This is a genomic window from Micromonospora sp. NPDC093277 (assembly GCF_044765245.1).
Lineage (GTDB): Bacteria > Actinomycetota > Actinomycetes > Mycobacteriales > Micromonosporaceae > Micromonospora.
Map to the genome: position 1 here is coordinate 1 of NZ_JBIWJO010000004.1, position 22,519 is coordinate 22,519.

The 22,519-nt window shown below is 71.3% G+C and carries 19 protein-coding genes and 1 tRNA gene; 12 read left to right on the forward strand and 8 right to left on the reverse strand.

Translation table 11 applies throughout. The features are described 5' to 3' along the window. Window positions 1-184 precede the first annotated feature (184 nt). The 3 genes from ACIRG9_RS10220 to ACIRG9_RS10230 form a co-directional block, all read right to left on the reverse strand. A complete protein-coding gene (locus tag ACIRG9_RS10220; protein WP_402853115.1) occupies window positions 185-991 on the reverse strand; it encodes a WecB/TagA/CpsF family glycosyltransferase in 807 nt (268 codons plus the stop codon). Continuing rightward, window positions 988-2,061 (reverse strand): NAD-dependent epimerase/dehydratase family protein, encoded by a 1,074-nt coding sequence (locus ACIRG9_RS10225; RefSeq protein WP_402853118.1) that lies wholly within the window; start codon window positions 2,059-2,061, stop codon window positions 988-990. Before ACIRG9_RS10225 ends, ACIRG9_RS10220 begins: the two co-directional genes overlap by 4 nt. Window positions 2,062-2,168: 107 nt before the next feature. Beyond that, window positions 2,169-2,254 (reverse strand) — tRNA-Leu (locus ACIRG9_RS10230). A 209-nt stretch (window positions 2,255-2,463) separates the two neighbouring features. Here ACIRG9_RS10230 and ACIRG9_RS10235 point away from each other — a divergent pair. From ACIRG9_RS10235 to ACIRG9_RS10270, 8 genes are all read left to right on the forward strand, one after another. Beyond that, window positions 2,464-3,252, forward strand: a complete 789-nt coding sequence (locus ACIRG9_RS10235; protein WP_402854213.1) for an FhaA domain-containing protein — start codon at window positions 2,464-2,466, stop codon at window positions 3,250-3,252. Between the two features lie 3 nt (window positions 3,253-3,255). After that, window positions 3,256-3,741, forward strand: coding sequence for an FHA domain-containing protein (locus tag ACIRG9_RS10240; RefSeq protein ID WP_074315675.1), 486 nt, complete (start codon window positions 3,256-3,258; stop codon window positions 3,739-3,741). Continuing rightward, window positions 3,738-5,192 carry a PP2C family protein-serine/threonine phosphatase gene (locus tag ACIRG9_RS10245; RefSeq protein WP_402853121.1) on the forward strand — a complete coding sequence of 485 codons (1,455 nt, stop codon included), beginning with the start codon at window positions 3,738-3,740 and terminating at the stop codon, window positions 5,190-5,192. The genes ACIRG9_RS10240 and ACIRG9_RS10245 overlap by 4 nt, the downstream gene beginning before the upstream one ends. Window positions 5,193-5,220: 28 nt before the next feature. After that, window positions 5,221-6,708 carry an FtsW/RodA/SpoVE family cell cycle protein gene (locus ACIRG9_RS10250; protein ID WP_402853123.1) on the forward strand — a complete coding sequence of 496 codons (1,488 nt, stop codon included), beginning with the start codon at window positions 5,221-5,223 and terminating at the stop codon, window positions 6,706-6,708. Then, window positions 6,705-8,210: a peptidoglycan D,D-transpeptidase FtsI family protein gene (locus ACIRG9_RS10255; RefSeq protein WP_402853126.1), complete on the forward strand. Its 1,506-nt coding sequence runs from the start codon at window positions 6,705-6,707 to the stop codon at window positions 8,208-8,210. The genes ACIRG9_RS10250 and ACIRG9_RS10255 overlap by 4 nt, the downstream gene beginning before the upstream one ends. 1 nt (window position 8,211) lies before the next feature. After that, window positions 8,212-9,567 (forward strand): protein kinase, encoded by a 1,356-nt coding sequence (locus tag ACIRG9_RS10260; protein ID WP_402853129.1) that lies wholly within the window; start codon window positions 8,212-8,214, stop codon window positions 9,565-9,567. After that, on the forward strand, window positions 9,564-11,366 hold the full coding sequence (gene pknB / locus ACIRG9_RS10265) for a Stk1 family PASTA domain-containing Ser/Thr kinase (RefSeq protein ID WP_402853132.1): 1,803 nt from the start codon (window positions 9,564-9,566) through the stop codon (window positions 11,364-11,366). The genes ACIRG9_RS10260 and pknB overlap by 4 nt, the downstream gene beginning before the upstream one ends. A gap of 250 nt (window positions 11,367-11,616) precedes the next feature. Further along, the gene (locus ACIRG9_RS10270; RefSeq protein WP_402853135.1) at window positions 11,617-12,285 is read left to right on the forward strand and encodes a DUF2690 domain-containing protein; all 669 of its coding nucleotides are present in this window, start codon (window positions 11,617-11,619) and stop codon (window positions 12,283-12,285) included. A gap of 36 nt (window positions 12,286-12,321) precedes the next feature. On the opposite strand, the gene ACIRG9_RS10275 is transcribed toward ACIRG9_RS10270, so the two are convergent. From ACIRG9_RS10275 to ACIRG9_RS10290, 4 genes are read right to left on the reverse strand one after another with little or no spacing between them, the layout of a single operon-like run. Continuing rightward, window positions 12,322-12,972: an aminodeoxychorismate/anthranilate synthase component II gene (locus ACIRG9_RS10275; RefSeq protein WP_402853138.1), complete on the reverse strand. Its 651-nt coding sequence runs from the start codon at window positions 12,970-12,972 to the stop codon at window positions 12,322-12,324. Between the two features lie 3 nt (window positions 12,973-12,975). Beyond that, a complete protein-coding gene (locus tag ACIRG9_RS10280) occupies window positions 12,976-13,257 on the reverse strand; it encodes a hypothetical protein (protein ID WP_402853140.1) in 282 nt (93 codons plus the stop codon). A 2-nt stretch (window positions 13,258-13,259) separates the two neighbouring features. Then, window positions 13,260-15,329: a class E sortase gene (locus ACIRG9_RS10285; protein ID WP_402853142.1), complete on the reverse strand. Its 2,070-nt coding sequence runs from the start codon at window positions 15,327-15,329 to the stop codon at window positions 13,260-13,262. Next, window positions 15,326-16,132: a DUF881 domain-containing protein gene (locus ACIRG9_RS10290; protein ID WP_402853145.1), complete on the reverse strand. Its 807-nt coding sequence runs from the start codon at window positions 16,130-16,132 to the stop codon at window positions 15,326-15,328. Before ACIRG9_RS10290 ends, ACIRG9_RS10285 begins: the two co-directional genes overlap by 4 nt. 230 nt (window positions 16,133-16,362) lie before the next feature. Between ACIRG9_RS10290 and ACIRG9_RS10295 the strand changes: the two genes are divergently transcribed. Both ACIRG9_RS10295 and ACIRG9_RS10300 read left to right on the forward strand, forming a co-directional pair. Continuing rightward, the gene (locus ACIRG9_RS10295; protein ID WP_109802044.1) at window positions 16,363-16,626 is read left to right on the forward strand and encodes a cell division protein CrgA; all 264 of its coding nucleotides are present in this window, start codon (window positions 16,363-16,365) and stop codon (window positions 16,624-16,626) included. Window positions 16,627-17,035: 409 nt separating this feature from the next. After that, window positions 17,036-19,237 (forward strand): (Fe-S)-binding protein, encoded by a 2,202-nt coding sequence (locus tag ACIRG9_RS10300; protein ID WP_402853149.1) that lies wholly within the window; start codon window positions 17,036-17,038, stop codon window positions 19,235-19,237. A 52-nt stretch (window positions 19,238-19,289) separates the two neighbouring features. Here ACIRG9_RS10300 and ACIRG9_RS10305 read toward each other — a convergent pair whose 3' ends face one another. Next, window positions 19,290-19,961 carry a GPP34 family phosphoprotein gene (locus tag ACIRG9_RS10305; RefSeq protein WP_402853151.1) on the reverse strand — a complete coding sequence of 224 codons (672 nt, stop codon included), beginning with the start codon at window positions 19,959-19,961 and terminating at the stop codon, window positions 19,290-19,292. 122 nt (window positions 19,962-20,083) lie between these two features. On the opposite strand from ACIRG9_RS10305, the gene ACIRG9_RS10310 reads away from it, so the two are divergent. Both ACIRG9_RS10310 and ACIRG9_RS10315 read left to right on the forward strand, forming a co-directional pair. After that, a complete protein-coding gene (locus tag ACIRG9_RS10310; protein ID WP_402853154.1) occupies window positions 20,084-21,388 on the forward strand; it encodes a hemolysin family protein in 1,305 nt (434 codons plus the stop codon). Beyond that, window positions 21,381-22,385, forward strand: coding sequence for a hemolysin family protein (locus tag ACIRG9_RS10315; protein ID WP_402853157.1), 1,005 nt, complete (start codon window positions 21,381-21,383; stop codon window positions 22,383-22,385). Before ACIRG9_RS10310 ends, ACIRG9_RS10315 begins: the two co-directional genes overlap by 8 nt. The last annotated feature ends 134 nt before the right edge of the window (window positions 22,386-22,519 follow it).

Consider the following 22,519-nt stretch of genomic DNA (forward strand, 5'->3'; position numbering starts at 1 on the left):
TCCCTGGCCTCGTACGCCGGGCAGACCGTCACCCTGAAGTTCACCGCCACCGAGGACGTCATGCTGCAGACCTCCTTCGTGGTTGACGACACCGCCGTCGACGTCTCCTGAGCCAACCCTTCCCACCGGCGTCCGGCGGTCACCTTCTCGGTGGCCGCCGGACGTCGTTGCCAGGTGGCCGCTGTCAGACGTCGAAGGCGGCGGGGCGCTGGGTGGCCGGAGGCGGCGGGGCGGCCTTCCACAGGCCGGTCTTCTGGGCGGCCAGCCGGGCCAGGTAGGCCGGGTTGAGGATGACGTAGCGGCGCCAGAGCCGCTTCGGCTCCAGGCCGAGCCGCCAGAACCACTCCAGCCCGGCACGCTGCATCCACGGTGGCGGGTTACGCAGCAGGCCGGCGTGGTAGTCGAACGCGGCCCCGACCGCCATCAGTGGCATGTCCAGCAGCGGCCGCATGGCGTACGCGAAGATCTCCTGGCGTGGGCAGCCCAGCCCGACCAGGACGAGCCGGGCGCCGCTGGCCTTGATCCGGTCGGCGATCTCGACATCCTCGCCCGGCTGCATGGACCGGAACTTCGACGACTCGACGCCGGCGATCTTCAGCGCCGGGAACCTCTGTTCCAGGGCCGGGATCAGCCGGGACAGGGTCGCCTCGGTGGAGCCGTACAGGTAGACCGGCAGGCCCTCGTCGGCGAACCGGTGCAGCACCCGCAGCGTCAGCTCCGGGCCGTAGACCCGGTCGGTGAGGCCGGCGCCGTGCAGCAGGTTGAGCGCCCAGCGGACCGGCTGCCCGTCCGGGGTGACCACGTCGAACGAGTTGAGCCGGGCGTTGTGCGCCGGGTCGAGCACCCCGGTCATCACGCCGTGCACGGCCAGCGCGGTCAGGGCCAGCGGGCGGCGCTCCTGCGCCGCCGCGACGACCGCCTCGGTCGCTTGGGCGTAGTCGGTCGTGTCGACGAGGACGCCGAGCACGTTCCGCTTGGTCCCGGTGGTCATGCCTTCGGCACCCACTTGTCGACGTTCGCCTCGTAGATCTCCCGGAGGATCATCGGCACGTCGTAGGTGATCTTCCAGTCCGGGTAGTGCTCCTCGAACCGGGCCATGCTGCTGACGTACCACTGGTGGTCGCCGGTGCGGGCCTGCTCGACGTAGTTGATTTTCGCCGGCTGGCCGGTGATCTCCTCGGCAATCTGGAACGCCTCGATGTGCGAGGTGTTCGAGTGGCGGCCACCACCCAGGTTGTACACCTGGGCCGAGCGCGGCGCGCGGAAGAACGCCTCGAAGGCGGTCAGCACGTCCCGGGAGTGGATCGCGTCCCGGACCATCTTGCCCTTGTAACCGAAGAGGTTGTACGTCCGGCCCTCCATCACGCAGCGCATCAGGTACGCCAGGAAGCCGTGCAGCTCGGCGGCCGAGTGGGCCGGGCCGGTCAGCGTGCCGCCCCGGAAACAGGCGGTCTTCATGTCGAAGTACCGGCCGTACTCCTGGACCATCACGTCGGCGGCCACCTTCGAGGCGCCGAAGACCGAGTGCAGTGAGTCGTCGATCGACATGTCCTCGGTGATGCCCTGGTGGTACGGGTGGTCGTCGGGCAGCTCGTACCGGGTCTCCAGCTCGACCAGGGGCAGGCTGTTCGGGCGGTCGCCGTACACCTTGTTGGTCGAGCAGTGGATGAAGGGCGCGTCGATCGCGTGCCGGCGGGTGTTCTCCAGCATGTTGAGAGTGCCGCCCGCGTTGACGTCGAAGTCCGTGTACGGCTCCTTGGCGGCCCAGTCGTGGCTGGGCTGCGCGGCGCTGTGGATCACGACGCCGATGTCCGAGCCGTACTTCTTGAAGACCTGCTCCAGGCCGTCCCGGTCCCGAATGTCGACGGAGAAGTGGGTGTAGGCGCCACCCAGGTCGGCGCCGAGTCGTTCCAGGCTCCAGGAGGTCGAGCCGTCCTCGCCGAAGAAGTATCGCCGCATGTCGTTGTCGATGCCGACCACGTCGAGCCCGAGGCCGGCGAAGTGCCGGGCCGCCTCGGATCCGATCAGACCGCCCGAACCGGTCACCAACGCGACAGTCACACGCCACTCCTGGTCCTTGTGAGGCAGGGAAACGATCGGAGCATAACGTGACATCCAGCATGCCCCGAAATGGCGAAAGGGCCCCGCGACCTGCGGAGCCCTTTTGATGGTGGGGAAGGGGGGAGTTGAACCCCCACGCCCTTTCGGGCACACGGACCTGAACCGTGCGCGTCTGCCATTCCGCCACTTCCCCGTGGCTTGACCTGGAACACCGTATCCCATCCCGCTCCCGCCGTCGGCGGCGGGGGCCCGAACATATTACGCTGGTCCTGGTCATCGCCACGAGCGATCACCGTTCGTGGCGGACGAAACTGTAGCACGGCCGAAAGGCCACCCACGAACGGGCCGCCAGCGGCCGGCTGAGCGGCGTGTGAGCTGCGGAGGCGGTGTCCGGATACCATCATTGCCTCGGGACCCGAGGAGGAGCCGGTGAGCGTGCTGCAACGCTTCGAGAAGCGTCTGGAAGGCCTGGTCGAGGGGGCCTTCGCCAAGGTCTTCAAAGGGGTGGTCCACCCCGTGGAGATCCTCAACGCCATGCAGCGGGAGGCCGAGGCGCACAAGGCGATCCTGGCCGGTGGGCGCACGTTGGTGCCCAACCGCTACGTGATCGATCTCTCGCCGTACGACCACAGTCGTTTGGCACCCTACGCTGCGGCGTTGGCCCAGGAGCTGGCCCAGTCACAGGCGGAGTTCATCGGCGAACAGGCCTGGACGGTCTACGGCGACGTCATCGTCGAGGTCGAGCGCGGCGAGGGGCTGGACACCGGCATGTTCCGGGTCACCGCGGAGGTCTACACCGGCGGCGAGGTCGCCCCGGTCTCCGCGCCCGGCGGCTACGACGCCGGCCCGGCCTACCCGTCGTACGACCAGGGCGGCGGCTACGGCCCGCCGCCGGGCCACGGCGGCGGCCGCAACGTCCGGCTGGTCTCTGGTGACGGCCGCACCTACCCGCTCCAGATGGGCTCGACCGTGATCGGCCGCGGTGACCAGGCCAACCTGCGCCTGCCCGACGTCGGCATCTCCCGCCGGCACGCCCGGCTGGACTTCGACGGCGGCCAGGTCGTGCTGACCGACCTCGGCTCCACCAACGGCACCATGGTCAACGGCCAGCGCGTGTCCGCGGTCGCCCTCAACCCGGGCGACATGGTCCAGCTCGGCACCACCACCCTGACCTTCCGCGTGGACGGCTGACCGTTGCCCGAACTCGTCATCACCGTCGCCCGGTTCGGGTTCCTCATCCTGCTGTGGATCTTCGTGTTCACGGTGGTCGGAGTGATCCGCCGGGACCTCTTCGCGGGAGCCAGGTCGGGTCGGTTGGTGGCCGCGCCACGCGCGGTCGGTGCCTCGACCGGGCAGGCGGCGAAGCCGGCGAAGGTGAAGCGGGGCAGGGCCGCGCACCAGCTCGTGGTCACTGCGGGCCAGTTGGCCGGCACCCGGATCACCCTCGGCGAAGCCCAGATCACCATTGGCCGGGCGGAGGACTCGACGCTGGTAATCACCGACGACTACGCGTCGGCGCGGCACGCCCGGCTCGTACCGCGCGACGGGCAGTGGTTCGTCGAGGACCTCGGCTCGACTAACGGCACGTACCTGGATCGCGCTAAGGTCACCGGACCGACCCCCGTCCCCCTCGGCGTGCCGATCCGGATCGGCCGCACTTCTCTCGAATTACGGCCATGACTCTGACCCTGCGCTATGCGGCCCACAGTGACCGCGGTCTGATCCGAGACGGTAATCAGGATTCCGTCTACGCCGGGCCGCGGCTGCTCGCCGTTGCCGACGGCATGGGCGGCATGGCCGCCGGTGACGTCGCCAGTAACATCGTCATCGGTGCCATGGCGCCCCTCGACGAGGACGTCCCCGGTGACGCACTCGTCGACGCGCTGCGTTCCGCCGTGGGCACCGCCAACCAACAACTCCGCGACACCGTGGACGCCAACCCGCAGCTGGAGGGGATGGGCACCACGCTCACCGCGACCCTCTTCTCCGGCAGCAAGCTCGGCATGGTGCACATCGGTGACTCGCGGGCCTATCTCCTGCGGAACGGCGAGTTCGCGCAGATCACGAAGGACGACACGTACGTCCAGATGCTCGTCGACGAGGGCCGCATCAGCCCGGAGGAGGCGAGCAGCCACCCCCAGCGCTCGCTGCTCACCCGGGCGCTGGACGGCCGCGACATCGACCCGGAATACAGCGTCCGGCAGGTGCTGCCCGGTGATCGCTACCTGATCTGCTCCGACGGCCTCTCCGGGGTGGTCAGCGCGGACACCATCGGCGACACCATGCGCGAGTACGCCGATCCGCAGCAGTGCGTGGAGCGCCTCGTGCAGCTCGCGCTGCGCGGCGGCGGCCCGGACAACATCACCGTGATCATCGCCGACGCCACCGACCAGGACATCGTCGAGGCGACCCCGATCGTGGGCGGCGCCGCCGCCCGGGACCGTGGCATGGCCACCTCGGCCGACGTGTCCACGCCGGCGGCCCGCGCCTCGGCCCTGTCCGCCCCGCGGCCGCCCGCGCCCGAGGAGCCGGACGGCGACGACGAGCCGGAGCGGCGCCGGCACCGGCCGCTGCGTACCGCCGTGATGCTGCTGGCGCTCCTGGTCATCCTCGGCGGTGGCGTCTTCGGCGGGTGGAGCTACACCCAGCGCCAGTACTACGTCGGCACCACGGAGGACGGCCAGATCGCCGTCTTCCGCGGCGTGCCCGGCCAGATCGCCGGCCTCGACCTGTCGACTCCGCACTCCGTCAGCCCGGCCAAGCTGGACGACCTCACCCTGGCCGCCCAGGAGCAGGTCAAGCAGGGCATCCAGGCCAAGAGCGAGCCGGATGCCGAGCGCCGGCTGGCCGAGCTGACGAGCGACGACCCGACCAACCCCAACCTCAAGCCGATCTGCCCGCCGAGCCCGACGGCCACGGCGGTCACCCCGACCCCGACGGGCACGGCGGTCACGCCGACCCCGGACGCGACCGCCAGTGCCGCCACCCCGGCGGCCGGCGCGAGTGTCAGCCCGTCGGTCGCCACCACGCCGGAACCGACCATCACCCCCGCGCCGACCATCACGCCCGACGCCGTCGTCTCCGACACCGTTCCGCCGGTCGACCCGGCGGGCTGCCGGTCGCCGGAGTGAGCGTCGGCTCGACCCCGAGGATCCGACCGTGACCGCAGCCGCCGCACCGGCAAGCTCGCCCGCCTCGACGGGCGAGCAGCCGGGCGTACGCCTGGCCCGGTCCCGGCGTAACGCGGAGCTGTCGCTGCTGCTGCTCGCCATGGTGCTGGTGGCGGCCTACGGGGCGACGGTCGAGGCGAACGTGCTGGACACGGTCACCCCCGACTTCTGGGTTCCGGCCGCCGTGCTGGGGCTGGTCTTCGTCGGCCTGCACGTGGTGATCCGCTGGCTGGCGCCCTTCGCCGACCCGGCGCTGCTGCCGGCGGTCGCTCTGCTCAACGGTATCGGGGTGGGCTTCCTGCGCCGTTACGACCTGGCCCAGGCCGACGCGGCGGACCGGGAGAGCCTGGCCATCTTCGCGGGCACCGGTGGCCGGCAGCTGGCCTGGACGCTCGCCGGGGTGGTCCTCGCCGCCGGGCTGCTGGCGATCATGCGGGACCACCGGTCGCTCTCCCGGTACGCGTACACCCTGGGTCTGGCCGGCATCGTGCTGGTGATGATCCCGGCGGTGCTGCCGGGCCGCTTCTCCGAGATCAACGGCGCCAAGCTGTGGATCCGGTTCGGCGGGTTCCAGATCCAGCCGGGCGAGTTCGCCAAGCTCGCCCTGCTCACGTTCTTCGCGTACTACCTGGTCCGCAAGCGCGAGGTGCTCTCGCTGGCCAGCCGGCGGGTGCTCGGCATCGACTTCCCGCGCGGCCGGGACCTCGGCCCGGTCCTCGTGGTCTGGATGATCAGCATCCTGGTCCTGGTCTTCGAGAAGGACCTGGGCACCTCGCTGCTCTACTTCGGCATGTTCGTGGTGACGCTCTACATCGCCACCGAACGGGTCAGTTGGCTGCTCATCGGCCTGGTCCTCTTCTTCGGCGGCGCCTACCTGGCGTACGTGCTGGGCAGCACCGTCGGCGGCCCGTTCGCGAACTTCTACCTGCGGGCCGAGATCTGGCTGGATCCGTTCGGCGACCCGTACAACAAGGGTTACCAGCTCGTTCAGGGCCTGCTCACGCTCGGCACCGGCGGCCTCTTCGGGGCGGGGCCGGGTGGCGGCCAGCCGACGCTGCTGCCCGAGGTGCAGACCGACTTCATCTTCGCCGGCATCGGCGAGGAGATCGGCCTCTTCGGGCTCTCCGCGTTGCTCGTGGTCTACCTGCTGATCGTCGAGCGGGGGCTGCGGGCCGCGCTGGCGGTGCGGGACTCGTTCGGCAAGCTGCTCGCCGGCGGCCTGGCCTTCACCCTGGGTCTCCAGGTGTTCGTCATCGTCGGCGGGATCAGCAAGCTCATCCCGCTGACCGGCCAGACCACCCCGTTCCTCTCCGCCGGTGGTTCGTCGCTGATGGCGAACTGGCTGCTCATCGCGACCCTGCTCCGGGTCTCCGACGGCGCGCACCGGCCGGTGGGCCCCAGCGGGCCGGCTTCCCGGCCGAGCGGCGGCCCGCCTGAGCAGCTGCACGGTGCCCTCACGGAGGTGATCCGGCCGTGAACGCACCCCTGCGCCGCGTCGGCGTGGTTGTGATGATCCTCTTCGGGCTGCTCTTCGCGAACCTGAACTGGATCCAGGCCTACAAGGCGGACGAATACCGCAACAGCGACTACAACGGCCGCGTCCAGGTGGACGAGTACCAGCGCAAGCGCGGCAACATCGAGGTCGCCGGCACCGCGGTCGCGATCAGCAAGGACACCGGCGGCAAGCTCCGGTTCCAGCGCACCTACCCGAGCGGCGAGATCTACGCGCACGTGCTCGGCTACAAGCCGGTCAACCTCGGCGACACGGGCATCGAGCGGCTGGAGAACGAGTTCCTCGCCGGGACCAGCGACCAGCTCATCGGCGACCGGATCAAGGACATGTTCACCGGCGAGCAGACCGGTGGCGGCAATGTGCTGCTGAGCCTCTCCAAGCCGGCCCAGGAGACGGCGTACAAGCAGCTCCAGAACAACCAGGTCGGGGCGAAGCGGGGCGCGGCCATCGCGATCGACCCGCGTACCGGGGCCGTGCAGGCGCTGGTCTCCATGCCCAGCTTCGACCCGAACCCGCTGACCGACCACGACACCGCCGCGGCCCAGGCCGCGCACGACAAGCTGGACCAGGACCCGAACCACCCGCTGGCCAACCGGGCGCTCTCCGAGACCCTGCCCCCCGGTTCCACCTTCAAGATCGTGGTGGCCGCGGCGGCGCTGGAGAACGGGATCACCAAGGAGACCAACATCCCGGCCGGGTCGAGCTGGACCCCGCCGACCGCGGGCAAGCCGATCGGCAACGCCGCCCCTTCGATCTGCCCCGAGCGCCAGGTGACCTTGATGGAGGCGGTCACCGAGTCGTGCAACACCGGCTTCGCCCAACTCGGTGTGCGGCTCGGCGCGGACAAGGTCAAGGAGAAGGCCCGCCAGTTCGGCTTCGAGCAGGACGACCTCACCGTCGGCCAGCTCGGCGAGGGTGGCCTGCGGGTGGCAGCCAGCCGGACCGGCGACATGCAGAACCCGGACGGGAGCGAGGACAAGGCCGCGCTGGCCCAGTCCTCCATCGGGCAGAACAACGTGCGGATGACCCCGCTGCAGGGCGCGCTGATCGCCGCCTCGGTGGCCAACGGGGGCAGCCAGATGCGGCCGTACGTGGTCAAACAGCTGCTCGCCCCGGACCGCACCACCAGCTACTACACCGCCAAGCCGCGGGAACTGCGCCAGCCGGTGAGCGGTCAGGTCGCCAGCGATCTGCGGGACATGATGGTCAGCGTGGTCCGCAACGGCACCGGCCGGAAGGCCGCGATCAGCGGCTACACCGTGGGCGGCAAGACCGGCACCGCGGAGTCCGGCCCGAACACCCCCGACCACGGCTGGTTCATCGGCTTCGCACTGGACAAGAACGGCACCCCGATCTCCGCGGTCTGCGTCGAGCTGGAGCAGGCGGGCAGCGGCGGCAGCGCCGAGGCGGCCCGGATCGCCGGTCGGATCATGGCGGCGGTCATCGGCGACTCCGGGGGCCGCTGACATGCTCAGCCCGGGGGTGCAGCTCGGCAACCGCTACCGCCTCGACGAGCGGATCGCCAGCGGTGGCATGGGTGACGTCTGGCGCGGCACCGACCAGGTGCTGGGCCGTACCGTCGCCGTGAAGAGCCTGCTGCCCGCCCTGCTCGACGAGCCCGGCTTCGCCGAGCGGTTCCGCGGCGAGGCGCGGACCATGGCGACCATCAACCACCCGGGCGTGGTGGACGTCTACGACTTCGGCAGCGACCAGCAGATCGCCTTCCTGGTCATGGAGTACGTCGAGGGTGACGCGCTCTCCTCGACCCTCAGCCGGGTCGGCCGGCTCACCCCCGCCCGGACGATGGCCCTGCTGGCCCAAGCCGCCGACGCCCTGCACGCGGCCCACGAGAAGGGCATCGTGCACCGGGACGTGAAGCCGGGCAACCTGCTGGTCCGGCCGAACGGCACGCTGGTGCTCACCGACTTCGGCATCGCCCGCTCCGACCTGGTGGGTCAGCTCACCGCCGCCGGCTCGGTGCTCGGCACGGCCTCCTACATCTCGCCCGAGCAGGCCACCGGCGCGGTGGCCACCCCCACGTCCGACGTGTACGCGCTCGGCGTGGTCGCGTACCAGTGCCTCGCCGGCCGGCGGCCCTTCGAGGGGGACAATCCCCTCGAAATCGCCATGAAGCACGTACGCGAGGCGCCCCGGCCGCTTCCCGCCGACATCCCGCCCTCGGTCAAGGCGATCGTGGAGCGGGCGATGGCCAAGGATCCCGCGGCCCGCTGGCCCAGCGCCGCCGCCCTGGCCAGCGTCGCCCGGCAGACCAAGCTCGCCCTGTCGCAGCAGGCGCGGGGCGGCAAGTCGCACCCGATCTCCGGCGTACCGGCCTCGCCCGCCGCGCCCGCCGCTCGGGCGCAGGTCCCGACGGCGGCGAGACCGCAGCCCCGCCCGCCCGCGGTGGCCGCCCGCCCACCGGTCGCGCCGCACGCGGCCCCGATCGCACCGTCCCGCCCGCCGGTCGCCCCGCGCGCCGCCGTGGCCGTCCCACCGCTCGGGCAGCACAACCCGCTCGGGTACCCCCGACCGCCGGCCGCCCCGGCCCGCCCCCTGCCGGCCCCCCGCCGGTCCGGGACCGGCCTGTGGCTGACCGCCATCGTGCTGGCCGTACTGGTCGTTCTCTGCTCTGGGGTGATTTCGTACTACTACCGGAAGAATGCGGCGGCCAGCGTCGGCGCGCTCGCTCCGGTGAGCGTGACCTCCGGCGCCGTGTGGGCGCGCGGGGGAGACGATCTGGGCCGGACGTCGTACCGTCGTGGGGTACGGCTCCGGTTGGCTGGCGGCGAGACGACGACGAGCGAAGGACGAGAGACGCGATGACAGCGCAGGCCCGCCTGCTCGGTGGCAGGTACCAGGTCGGCGAGCTGCTTGGCTACGGCGGCATGGCGGAGGTGCACCGTGGTCGCGATCTCCGGCTCGGTCGGGATGTCGCGATCAAGATGCTTCGGGCGGATCTGGCCCGAGACGCCACCTTTCAGATGCGGTTCCGGCGGGAGGCGCAGAACGCCGCATCGCTGAACCACCCGGCCATCGTCGCGGTGTACGACACCGGCGAGGAGACCGCGGCAACCGGCGAGACACTGCCGTTCATCGTCATGGAGTTCGTCAACGGGCGGACCCTCAAGGAGGTGCTGGGCGCCGAGGGCCGGCTCCAGCCGCGCCGGGCGCTGGAGATCTGCGCCGACATGTGCGCGGCGCTGGAGTTCAGCCACCGGCACGGGATCATCCACCGGGACATCAAGCCCGGCAACGTGATGCTCACCCAGACCGGCCAGGTCAAGGTGATGGACTTCGGCATCGCCCGGGCGCTGGCCAGCGGGGCCACCACGATGACCCAGACCAGCGCGGTCATCGGCACGGCACAATACCTTTCCCCCGAGCAGGCGCGCGGCGAGGCGGTCGACGCCCGCTCCGACGTGTACGCGGGCGGCTGCGTGCTGTTCGAGCTGCTCTGCGGGCACCCGCCGTTCGTCGGGGACAGCCCGGTCAGCGTCGCGTACCAGCATGTGCGGGAGACGCCGCCGACGCCGAGCAGCATCAACCCGGACGTCAACCCGGCGGTGGACGCCATCGTCCTCAAGGCGCTGTCGAAGAACCCGCTGAACCGCTACCAGAGCGCCGGCGAGATGCGGGCGGACCTGCTCCGCGCCGCCGCCGGCCGCCCGGTGCTGGCCACCCCGGTCATGCCGGCCGACGAGACCATGCCGATGGCGCCGGCCGCCGGGGCTGGCGGCTACCAGACGCAGGTCATGGGGCCGCAGAACCGGCAGCAGGTCCCGGCCCGGGTCGGTGACCCGCGCAAGCGCAAGAGTTCCTCCTGGGTGATCGCCACCTTCTCCGGCCTCGGTGTTCTCGCGGTGATCGCCCTGGTCGCCGCGCTGCTGCTGAACCAGAAGGGCGCCGAGAAGGTCAACGTCCCGCAGCTGCAGGGCCGGAGCGCGGCGGAGGCCGAGGCCGCGATCAGGGAGTTGGGGCTCGTCCCGGTGGCCGGCGATCAGGTGTTTAACACCACCTGCCAGAAGAACACGGTGTTCAGCCAGTCCCCGGAGCCGAACACTCAGCTGGAAAAGCGCCAGAATGTCACATACCAGCTCTGCGCTGGCCCAAAGATGGTCAAGATCCCCAACGTTGAGGGCAACCGGTTCGACAACGTCAAGGATCAACTGGAGGCGGCAGGCTTCCGGGTCGCCGACCCGGAGTACATCGATAGCGGTGCTCCGAAGGACTCGGTAATCGAGACCAATCCCAAGCAGGGCACCGAGGTCCCAGAGAACACCATCGTCAAGGTGAAGGTGTCCAAGGGCAATGTCAGCGAAGTCCCGCGGGTCATCGGCTTCTCCAAGGAAGAGGCCACCCAGGTGCTGACGGATGCCGGATACAAGGTGCGCGTCCGGGATGGCGTCGAGGTTCCGCCGGACCAGGCCGGCAAGGTAAGTTCCCAGGACCCTAAGCAGGGCACCAAGCTGGCCAAGGGCAAGACGGTGACCATCGAGGTCGATATTCCGCTGCCGGACGTGTCCGACAGCCCGAGCCCGGATCCCAGTGGCACGCCGACCGGGGGCACCGGTGGCGGCCTGCCCATTCCGACCTTGCCGCCGGCCCGGGAGCCCATCCGGTAGGGCCTGCCGAGTACGCCAGACGCGACGTCGCGGTGTCCCGAGCGGCCGGGGCACCGCGACGTCGCGTGCTTTGAAGATCGCCTGAAAAGGCTTCTCTCGCCTCACAAATCCCTGCGCGGCGCGTCGGTCGTGCCGATCATCCGACCGGTGACGGTTGCGATCGTCTTGATCGGCAGGCTTCGATGTGACACGATGCTGCTCATCGATCTAATCGACGTCTGTCGATTACGAGGCTAACGGGGAGTCGAGCATGCTCAGGTCCAGGCGCTGGCTGACAGCGACCGCCGCCGCCATCTCAACAATTCTGCTCAGCGTGGGGGCGACGCCCGCACCTGCCGTCGCCGGCTCAACCGGAGACCAGCCGGCCGGCAGCCTCGGCTCCTTCTCGCAGTCTCAGGAGGCGGCGATCGCCAAGGAGCGGCTCGGCCGTGGAGAGCCGGCGTTGCCGTACATCACTCGTAAACTCGCGGACGGGTCGGTCGAGAAATTTGTCGACCCGGCGGCGGAGAAGAAAATGATCCCGTTGGCCGGCAGTGCGTGCGGATCGGCTTGCGACGGGAAGGACCCGGCATCCTTCCTCGCGCCGCTTCCCGGCGGTCCCTCGGAATACGCATACTGCAGCACCGATGCCTACACCAAGTACAGCAGGACCAGCTCGGACGGTCGGATCACGGCCGAGCTGCGCTACAGCCCGACCTGCCGCACCGCGTGGACGAGAGGCTGCTGCTACACCGCCTACGCGGGTTTCGGGTACTACGCGAACGGCAATCTCCGCCTCGTGGTCTACAACTACGACGGGCGCTTCAGCGGAGAAAAGCTGTGGACCGCGATGCTCGACGATGCGGGCTACACCTACAAGGCCTGCTACGACGCGCAGACCGGTGGTGCGTCCATCTGGACGTGCACATCCCTGTGGTAGCAAGCACGCGACGACGAAAGCACTGAATCGGTCGGGTTACGCGGTCACGAAGGCGGCTCGGCGGCGGGCGTCCACCTCGGCGGCGAGGTCGGGCGCCCGCTCCAGCGCCGCGGGGTGGCCGCAGGCGGCCAGCCAGTTCGCCAGCATGAGGTGCCCACCCTCGGTCAGCACCGACTCCGGGTGGAACTGGACGCCCTCGATCGGCAGGGTCCGGTGCCGCATGGCCATGACCACGCCGGAGCCCGTCCAGCCGGTCACCTCCAGCTCCTCGGGCAGCGTCTCGGGCAGCACGGCGAGCGAGTGGTAGCGGGTGGCGGTGAACGGATCGGGCAGCCCGGCGAGCACGCCGACCCCGTGGTGACTCACCTCGGAGGTCTTGCCGTGCAGCAGCTCCGGCGCCCGGGTCACCGTCGCGCCGAACGCCTCACCGATCGCCTGGTGGCCGAGGCAGACCCCGAAGAGGGGCAGCTTGCCGGCGTACTCCCGGATCACGTCGAGGCAGATGCCAGCACGGTCGGGGCTGCCGGGACCGGGCGAGAGCAGTACGCCGTCCGCGCCGAGCCGGCCCACCTCCGCGACGTCGATCTCGTCGTTGCGGCGGACCTCGCAGTCCACGCCGAGCTGGCCGAGGTACTGGACGAGGTTGAAGACGAACGAGTCGTAGTTGTCGATCACCAGGATGCGCATCGGTCACCTGTTCCGGGTGGAGGGCGGGGCGTTGTTGGTCTCCGTGCTGTACGGGAGCTCCTCCTCGCTGGGAGACCCGCTGGGCACGGTGAGCTGCCCGCCGTTGTCGCCGCCCGGCACGCCCGAGTCGTCGGTGATCTGGCTGTCGTAGAAGGGGAGGAGGGGTTCCGCCCAGGGGAAGACCACGAACCAGAGCAGGGCGACCGTGGCCGCGGTGAGCAGAAATGAGCCGATCAGCTTCCCGACCAGCCCGAACGGCAGCTTGCGCCAGATCCACGCGTACACCCTCAGCCCCCCAACTCGGCCGGGCGACCCGCGGACTTCGCCATCTCCTTGACCAGCCGGGCGTGGATGATCAGCCGCTGGTAGTTGTCGAACTTGGGGTTGCAGGTGGTCAGGGTGAGCACCTTCTCGGTCGGCTTCTTGCCCGGCTTGCCGGGCACCGGCGCCACCACCTCGACCTGGGAGGGCTTGACGACCCGCTGCTGGTAGACCTGGTAGACGAGCCACTGGGTCTGGGTCTCGACGATGATGTAGTCCTCGTTCGGCACGAGCTCATCCAGCCGCCAGAAGGTGGCCCGGATCCGGTGCCCGGCGACGGCGAAGTTGCCCACCTCGCCCGGCATCGCGCTCTTCGGGTAGTGGCCCGGGGCGTACCGGATGTCGGCCGGGCTGACCCCCTCGACCACGACCCAGTGCTTGTCGATCTTGGGGATGTAGAGCCCGGCGACGGGCTTCCCCTCCGCCGGTGGCTTGGGTTTGCCGGTGGGGCTGGGGGTCGGGCCGACCGTCGGGTCGCCTGCCCACTCCTGGGCGAGCTGGCTGTTCAGGTCGTTCTGGTGGGCATCGACGATCACCGTCTTGCCCCAGATCTCGTACCCGGCGAAGAGCAGCACCACCAGGCCGAGGGTGATCAGCACCTCGCCGGCGGCCCGCACGCCGGAACGCAGCCGGGAGCCGACGGTGGGCCGGGTCAGCTCGGAGTAGACGCTCCGGTATCCCTCGCCGGTCTGCTCGGGGCGGAGTTGCACCACGCGCTCGCCGCGCCGGGGCGGTGGCGCTTCGGCCGGTAGGCCGGGATCGTCGCCGGTCTCCCGGCGCGGGGGCACCGCACCCATCAGCGCGGTGGACTCCAGGAGCGGGTGGCTCGCCGGCCGGCCGGTGACGGCCGGGAGCAGGGCGGTCGCCGCCGGGTCCGCCGGCGCGCCGCCGGCCGGCCCCGACCGGGACGGACCGCCGCCGGCCGGGCCAGCCTCTCGGGGTACGCCGTCGGTCGGGCCAGCAGCCCGGGATGCGCCGTCGGCGGGGCCCGCCCCACGGGGTACGCCGGGAGCCGGGCCAGCCGCCCGGGGTGTGCCATCGGCCGGGCCGGCCCCCCGGGGTATGCCGGCAGTGGGCGCACCCGGTCCCCGAGGATCGGCCGCGCGAGGGTCGGTCCGGTGGGTGGTGCGGTCGTCGGCAGGCTGTCCGGCGGCCCGGTGCCCCGGTCGGTCGCCGACGGGCGGGATGAACGCGGTCGGCGCGTCACCCGGAGCGGCCGGTCGTACCGCTGCGGCCGGTGCGCCGGACGGCCGGGCGGTGGGATCGCCGGCGGCCCGGCGGCCCGGCGCCTCCCCGGCGGCCCCCGGCGCGGCCGGCTCCGGCCGCTGGTGCGGTCCCGGCCCGGCCGGCTCCGCACGGCGGTGCAGCCTCCGGCCGGCCGGCTCCGCGCCGGTTCCCGGTGTGGCCGGATCCGGACGGCGCTGCGGCCCCGGTGAGGCCGGCTCCGTGCTGATCCCCGGGTTGTGCTGATCTGGACGGTGGTCGAACCTCGGCGCGGCTGCCTCCGGGTGGCGGCCGACCGGTTCTCCGGGCGCCCCGGCCCGTGGGCCGGGCGCCTCCTCCGGCCAACGGCGGGGCCGCCCGGCCGAGCCAGCGGTGCCAGCGGGGCGCGGCGGCTGCTCCGCGCCCGCCCAGCCGCTCGGCGTGGACCGCCCGTCGTGACCGGCGGCGAACCGTTCCGTCGGGGCGGGAGCCGGCTGGTGGCGTTCCGTCGGGGCGGGAGTCGACTGGTGGCGCTCCGCCGGAGCTGGGCCGGACGGGTACCACTCGGGGCGGGCGGCGGCGCGCTCCGGCCCGGCTGGTGCCGGCGGGCGTGCCTGATTGCCGGGCCATGGCGGCGGTGGGGCCGGGTAGGCGGTCGCCGGGCCGCTGGCGGGTGGCCGGGAGCCCGGCGCGTCCGGCTCCGGCCAGGGCAGGTCGAGCGCCGGGCGGGGCGGGACCGGCGGCGTGCGGTCGACGGGCGGGACGGCGCCGGTGGCCTCACCGTCGGGGTCGTGGTGGCGGCCGTCCCGCTCCCGGAAGCCGTCGGGCGTCACCGAAGCGCCTTCGCGGACTGGAGCGCCGTCGAGTCCTCGAACGCGGGCACGGTGACTGTGGTCACAGTCTCCTTGTAGCCGAGCTGGTAATGGTCGGCCGCTTCCTTGAACACCCGAACTCCCTCGGAGGCGGCGAGCGCCTTCTGGAGGGCGCCGGGGTCGCCAATTGCCACGATCTTGAAAGGAGGGGAGTACACCCGGCCGTGCAGCAGCAGGGTGTTTCCGACGCAGCGTACCGCGCTGGTGCTGAGCACACGGACGTCCATGATTGACATGGCCTCGGCCCCGCCCGCCCAGAGCGCGTTCACGACCGCCTGTACGTCGCCCTGATGGACGACCAGGTCGTCGTTGCTGGCACCTTTGGGCAGGGGCTGGTCGGGTCGCCGGGCCGCGTCGTTCAGCTCGACGGTGATCCCGGTGCCGGTGAGCGCGGTGAAGCCGGCCGCCTCCCGGCTCGCGGCGGCCCGGTCCCGCTGTGCCTTGATCGGGCCGTCGGTGTCGGCCAGGGCCGCGGTCTGCTCCTCGGCCTCGGCGCGCAGTTGGGCGGCCCTGGCCTCACTCGCCGCGACCTGCTCGCGCCGGTCCTCGATCAACTGGGTCAGCTGGGGTCTGCGGTCCTCCCGCAGCGAGGTGCCGCCGGCGGTGGTCGCGGTCGTCGTGAAGAGCAGCCCCGCCGCCGCGGCGATCAGGGGTACGCCGAGCGACCAGCCGGGTCGGCGCTGCCGTGCCCGCCGGGGCAGCAGGACGACGACTGCCCGCCGGAGGACCTTCCGCCAGGAGGCGGCACCGGACGTGTACTCCACCGGGCGTTCCCTTTCCGGTCGTCTCGTTCCGGCCCACGACGACGCGAATCGTGGGCTCGACCCGAAAAGTCCCACCCATATCGGTCACTCCGTGCACCGGCCTGACCCCATTCATGGCCTGGACGGTCAGTCCGGACTACGCTAGCTGTCGAACATTATTGGCCATGGACCGTCGCCCTCGCGCCCGGTTGTCAGGCCGGACGAGGTCGTACCCCCCTCTGGAGAGCGTCGTGCCCAAGTCTCAGGTCCGCAAGAAGAAGGTGTACACCCCCCCGACGGACGTGCGTCCGACGGCTACGGCAGCAACGCGCAAGCCCAGCCCGATCTGGCTGCCGATCACCGCCGTCGCGCTGATCGTCGCCGGTATCGGCTGGCTGGTCGTGTACTACCTCTCCGAGCAGGCGTACCCAGTCATGTCGTGGGGCTACTGGAACCTCGCGGTGGGCTTCGGCGCGATGGTCGCCTCGCTGATCCTGCTCTCCCGCTGGCGCTGACCCGGTCGACGGCCGGCCCGGTTCCCGGGCTTCAGCTCGGCGCGTCCGACGGCGCGCAGGGATCCGAAGCCGTCGCGGGGCCGGGCCGTTGACCTGTCTCACCCCGATCGACCGCCGGTGGGTGGTTCACCACCGCTCGGACATGGACGTAGGTCACGCTCGGACGCCCCTGACCAGCGTGCGGCGTCCCGTGCACCTAAGGTGTCGGCAGGGCGGCGTGGCCCAGGTGCGAGATGTCTCACGTTACTCGTGGGTAACCTCGCGCGTAGGCTGCACTGCATGACCGAGCGGAGCGAGGTCATCGACCGGTCGGGTCGGGGTGGCGGTAGCGGCGGGACGCCGGCCGTGCCCTGAGCCGGTCCCGGCCGCCGAGCCGCTCGACCAGGCAGCAGACCGGGAGGCCAACTCGATGGGCAGCGTCCAGATCGTCACCACGATCCTCGCGGCCGCCATCACCGCGGTGGCGGTATGGCTTGCGGTACGCGCGGTCATGAAGATGGTGGCGGTCATCCGCCTCGGGCAACCCGCGCCGGAGCGGGTCGCCGACAAGGGCACCCGCACCACGAAGATGCTGGTGGAGACCGCCGGTCACACCCGCATGCTGAAGTGGAGCGTGGTGGGCGCCGCGCACTGGTTCGTGATGGTCGCGTTCATCGTGCTGTCGCTGCTGGTGCTCGAGGCGTACTTCGAGGTGGTCACGCCCGGGGGCGAGCTGCCGATCATCGGGCCCTGGACGGTCTTCGGCCTGGCCACCGAGATCATCGGCGTGTTCGGCCTGCTGGGCATCCTGGTGCTGATGACGATCCGGTTGCGCAACCGGCCCGCCCGACCCGGCAACCGGTCCCGGTTCACCGGCTCCACCATGTGGCAGGGCTACTTCGTCGAGTGGGTCGTGCTGCTGGTCCTGATCTTCGGGTTCCTGATCCGCGGCTTCAAGGTCGCCACCGGCCACTTCGAGTACCCGGTCTGGGCCGCCCCGGTCAGCCACGCCCTCGGCAACGCCCTGCCGGCCTGGGAGGTCGGTGTAAGCGTCGCCGCCCTCATCAAGATCATTATCTCGATGACCTGGCTCATCGTGATCTCGCTGAACGTCACCATGGGCGTCGCCTGGCACCGCTTCCTGGCCTTCCCCAACATCTTCTTCAAGCGCGACCCGGAGAAGGCGGCCGGGTCCGGCCTCGGCCCGCTGCGGCCGATGATGAGCGACGGCAAGCCGCTCGACTTCGAGGAGGCCGACCCGGAGAAGGACCAGTTCGGCGTCGCCCAGGTCGAGCAGTTCACCTGGAAGGGCCTGCTGGACTTCAGCACCTGCACCGAGTGCGGCCGATGCCAGTCGCAGTGCCCGGCCTGGAACACCGGCAAGCCCCTGTCGCCGAAGCTGCTCGTGCTGAGCCTGCGCGACCACGCGTACGCGAAGGCCCCGTACCTGCTGGCCGGCGGCGGCAAGGACCTGACCGGCGAGGAGAAGGCCTCCCAGGAGCAGCTCGCCGGCGTCGACGTGCTGGCCCTCGCCGAGGCGGACCGGCCGCTGATCGGCACCGCCGACGAGGGCGGGGTCATCGACCCGGACGTGCTCTGGTCCTGCACCACCTGCGGCGCCTGCGTCGAGCAGTGTCCGGTGGACATCGAGCACGTCGACCACATCGTCGACATGCGCCGCTACCAGGTGCTGATCGAGTCGAGCTTCCCGTCCGAGGCCGGCGTCATGCTGCGCAACCTGGAGAACAAGGGCAACCCGTGGGGCGCCCCGCAGAACACCCGGGAGGACTGGACCAAGGGCCTCGGCTTCGAGGTGCCCCGGGTCGGCGAGGTCGAGGACTTCGAGTACCTGTTCTGGGTCGGCTGCGCCGGCGCCTTCGAGGACCGGGCCAAGAAGACCACCCGCGCGGTCGCCACGCTGCTCAACGAGGCGGGCGTCTCCTTCGCCATCCTCGGCGAGGGCGAGACCTGCAGCGGTGACCCGGCCCGCCGGATCGGCAACGAGTTCGTCTTCCAGATGCTCGCCCAGCAGAACGTCGAGACGCTGAACGAGGCGTTCGAGGGTCGGGAGAAGAGCAAGCGCAAGATCGTCGCGACCTGCCCGCACTGCTTCAACACCCTGGGCAACGAGTACGGCCAGCTCGGCGGCGAGTTCGAGGTGGTGCACCACACGCAGCTCCTGGCCCACCTGGTCGCCACCGGCAAGCTCACCCCGGTGCAGCCGGTTGACGGCGGCCTGACCTACCACGACCCCTGCTACCTGGGCCGGCACAACCGGGTCTTCACCCCGCCGCGCGAAGTCCTCGGCAGCGCCCTGGGCGGCGGCGAGATCACCGAGATGCCCCGGAACAGCGAGCGCTCCTTCTGCTGCGGTGCCGGCGGTGCCCGGATGTGGATGGAGGAGAAGATCGGCAAGCGGATCAACGTGGACCGGGTCGAGGAGGCCATGTCCACCGGGGCGAAGACCATCGCGGTCGGCTGCCCGTTCTGCTCGACGATGCTCAGCGACGGGGTCAACGGCAAGGGCGCCGGGGAGCAGGTCGAGGTGATCGACGTGGCCAGCGTGCTGCTGCGCTCGGTGAAGCCGGAGACCACCCAGGGCGGCAAGGCGGCCGAGCCGGTCGCCGGCTGAGGCGTACGCCGGGAACGGCGCGACCACGACGGCGGTGGCACCGCCGTCGTGGTCAGGAAGCGGCGGTGCTGGCGATCGCGGCGGCCGTGATGGCCACCATGACCGCCGCCTGGGTCTCCTCGATCGCCTTCTTCGTCGCCGCGGATGCCCAGTCGCCGGCTGCGATCTCGGCCAGCCGGACCTTGACCCGGCCCTTCGGCAGGTCCCGGAAGAGCTGCCGGTCCAGCCCGACCGCCCGGGTCAGGGCGATCAGCGCGGCGGTCCGCGCGTCGACCGGCCCGTCGCCGGCGACCGCCGCGTGCATCCGCCGCCGGGCCTCCGTCTCCGGCACCGGCTCCGCACCCGTGGGTGAGGGATACCGGGTACGCGGGAAGAGTCCGAGCACCCGGTCCGACTCCCGCCGGAGCACCCCGGCCTCGACCAGCCCGGCCAGCACCCGGTCGGGCAGTTGCTTGGCCAGCCGGCTGATCCAGTCCTTGGGCTTGTGGAGCTTCTGCTCGGCACCGATCGAGGCCAGGGCCGCGTCCAGCACCGGGTGCCCGACCGGTCTGGGGTCGATGACGGTCAGCCGGTCGTTCACCACCTCGGCCCGGGCGGCGAGGGCCAAGTCAAGCAGCACCGCCCCGGCGAGCCCGTAGCCCAGGCGCAGACCACCAAGTTGGTTGGCGCCGGCGTCGTCGTAGGCGAGGAGGACCAGCTCGTCGGCGAGGGTGAACGCACTCATGGCCGCCACCGTAGTCCGGCTGGACCAGCGCCGGCTCGCGTGCACTCGTCTCCGGGGCGGACCCGTGGGAGAATCCCGTCCGAGGTGAGACGACCATCGACGGCCTGCTGGTCACCACGCTGTTGCCCCTGGTCGGCTTCGTCCTGCTGACCGCCGGCAACGCGTTCTTCGTCGCGGCCGAGTTCGCCCTGGTCACCGTGGACCGCGCGGAGATCGACCGGCGGGCCGGCGAGGGGGACGGCCGGGCTGTCACGGTACGCCGGGCCCTGCGCGAGCTCTCCTTCCAGCTCTCCGGCGCCCAGCTCGGCATCACCATCACCGCACTGCTCACCGGCTACCTCGCCGAGCCGGCCCTGGCCCGGCTCTTCGCCCCGCTGCTGCGCCCGATGGACGCGGACCGGTTCGGCGGGCTGCTCGCGCTCGCCCTGGCCACGCTGATCTCCATGCTCTTCGGCGAGCTGGTGCCGAAGAACCTGGCCCTGGCCCGGCCGATGCCGGCCGCGCTCGGCACCGCCGGCCCGATGCGGACCTTCTCCCGGGCGCTCGGCTGGCTGATCCGGTTGCTGAACGGCGCGGCCAACCGGTTGGTCCGCCGGCTCGGGGTGGAACCGCAGGAGGAACTGGCCAGCGCCCGATCGCCCGAGGAACTGGGGTTGCTCGCCGCGATCTCGGCCCGGGCCGGCGCGCTGCCGCCCGACACCGCGATGCTGCTGCGCCGCACCATCCGCTTCGGCGACAAGCGGGCCGCCGAGGCGATGACGCCACGGGTGGACGTGGTGGCGCTGCGCGCCACCGCCACGGTCGCCGAGCTGCTGGAGCTGTCCCGGGAGACCGGCCGTACCCGGTTCCCGGTCTACGAGGAGACGCTGGACCTGGTCACCGGTGTCGCGGGGGTGCCGGACGCGCTGGGCGTGCCGCTGGCGTTGCGGGCGGCGACGACCGTCGCCGCGGTCGCCCGCGAGCCGGTCTTCGTCCCGGAGAGCCTCGACCTCGACGGCGTGCTGGCGGCGCTGAAGGGCGCGGGCGCGGATCTCGCGGTGGTGGTCGACGAGTACGGCGGCACCGACGGGGTGGTGACCGTGGAGGACCTGGTCGAGGAGCTGGTCGGTGAGATCGCCGACGAGTTCGACCCGGACGCCGTGGACGATCTCGGGCCGGGAGAGCTGACCGTGCCGGGCGGTGAGCGGACCGTCCTGGTGGACGGCGTGCTGCGCGCGGACGAACTGGTCGAGCAGGCCGGCTTCCGGCTGCCCGAGGGCCCGTACGAGACGCTGGCCGGGTTCCTGATGGCCCGGCTCGGGCACATCCCCGCCCCCGGCGAGAGCGTCGAGGAGGGCGGGTACGAGTTCACCGTCGTCGAGGTCGACCGGCACCGGATCGAGCAGGTCCGGGTGGTCCGTCCCGAGGAGCCCGCCGACGATGCGTGAACTGCTGGTCGCGGCCCTGCTGCTGCTCGGCAACGCCTTCTTCGTGGGCAGCGAGTTCGCCCTGATCGCCTCCCGGCGTACGGTGATCGAGCCGCTCGCCGCGGACTCCAAGCGGGCCCGATGGGCGCTCGCCGCGATGAACCAGATCCCGCTGATGATCGCCGGGGCGCAGCTCGGCATCACGGTCTGCTCGCTCGGCCTCGGCGCGATCGCCGAGCCGGCGCTGGCGCACCTGCTGGAGGCGCCGTTCGAGGCGCTCGGCCTACCGGCCTCCGGGGTGCACCCGGTGGCGTTCGTGATCGCCCTGGGCGTGGTGGTCTTCCTGCACACCGTGGTCGGCGAGATGGTGCCGAAGAACATCACGCTGGCCGGCCCGGAGCCGTCGGCGCTCTGGCTCGGCCCGGCGATGCTGGCGTTCTGCCTGGCCACCAAGCCTCTGCTGCTGGCCATGAAGTGGTCGGCCCGGCAGGTGCTGCGGCTGTGGCGGGTCGAGGCGACGGACGCGGTGAAGACGGTGTTCACCGCGGAGGAACTGGCCGGTCTGGTCTCCCAGGCGCGTACCGAGGGGTTGCTGGACGCCGAGGAGCATGCCCGGATCACCGGCGCGCTGGCCCTGCACAGCCGTACCGCGGCGGACGCGCTGCAACCCTGGTCGACGGTCACCACCGTGGCCGAGGACGTCTCTCCGGCCTCGCTGGAGGTGCTGGCGACCCGTACCGGCCGCTCGCGCTTCCCGGTGGTGCAGCGGTCCACCCGGCGGGTTCTCGGCTTCGTCCACGTGAAGGACGTGCTCGGGTACGCGGGCGCGAGCCGCCGGACGCCGGTGCCCGCCGAGGTCTACCGGCCGCTGGCGGTCGTGCCGCCCGACCGTACGCTGGCCGACCTGCTGCTCTCGATGCGCCGTGAGCGACGGCACATGGTCCTGGTCAGTGACGGCCGTCGACCACTGGGCGTGGTGACCCTCGACGATGTATTGACGGCGATTGTTGGCAGCTGAATGAATACCCTTGGTATTCGATTGATTGCGCGCATGAGATTGAGTGATACCTCGCCTTGATTCCACCCGGCTGTCTTCCCTAATGTGGGGCACCGACCGTTGTGGTCGTCTGCCTCGACCTTCCCTCTCGCGAG

Bases quoted from the DNA above. Each gene is read 5' to 3' on its own strand.
- ACIRG9_RS10220 (WP_402853115.1), bottom strand. From the start codon at position 991: ATGACCACCGGGACCAAGCGGAACGTGCTCGGCGTCCTCGTCGACACG.
- ACIRG9_RS10245 (WP_402853121.1), top strand. From the start codon at position 3,738: ATGACTCTGACCCTGCGCTATGCGGCCCACAGTGACCGCGGTCTGATC.
- ACIRG9_RS10260 (WP_402853129.1), top strand. From the start codon at position 8,212: ATGCTCAGCCCGGGGGTGCAGCTCGGCAACCGCTACCGCCTCGACGAG.
- pknB (WP_402853132.1), top strand. From the start codon at position 9,564: ATGACAGCGCAGGCCCGCCTGCTCGGTGGCAGGTACCAGGTCGGCGAG.
- ACIRG9_RS10270 (WP_402853135.1), top strand. From the start codon at position 11,617: ATGCTCAGGTCCAGGCGCTGGCTGACAGCGACCGCCGCCGCCATCTCA.
- ACIRG9_RS10275 (WP_402853138.1), bottom strand. From the start codon at position 12,972: ATGCGCATCCTGGTGATCGACAACTACGACTCGTTCGTCTTCAACCTC.
- ACIRG9_RS10300 (WP_402853149.1), top strand. From the start codon at position 17,036: ATGGGCAGCGTCCAGATCGTCACCACGATCCTCGCGGCCGCCATCACC.
- ACIRG9_RS10305 (WP_402853151.1), bottom strand. From the start codon at position 19,961: ATGAGTGCGTTCACCCTCGCCGACGAGCTGGTCCTCCTCGCCTACGAC.
- ACIRG9_RS10315 (WP_402853157.1), top strand. From the start codon at position 21,381: ATGCGTGAACTGCTGGTCGCGGCCCTGCTGCTGCTCGGCAACGCCTTC.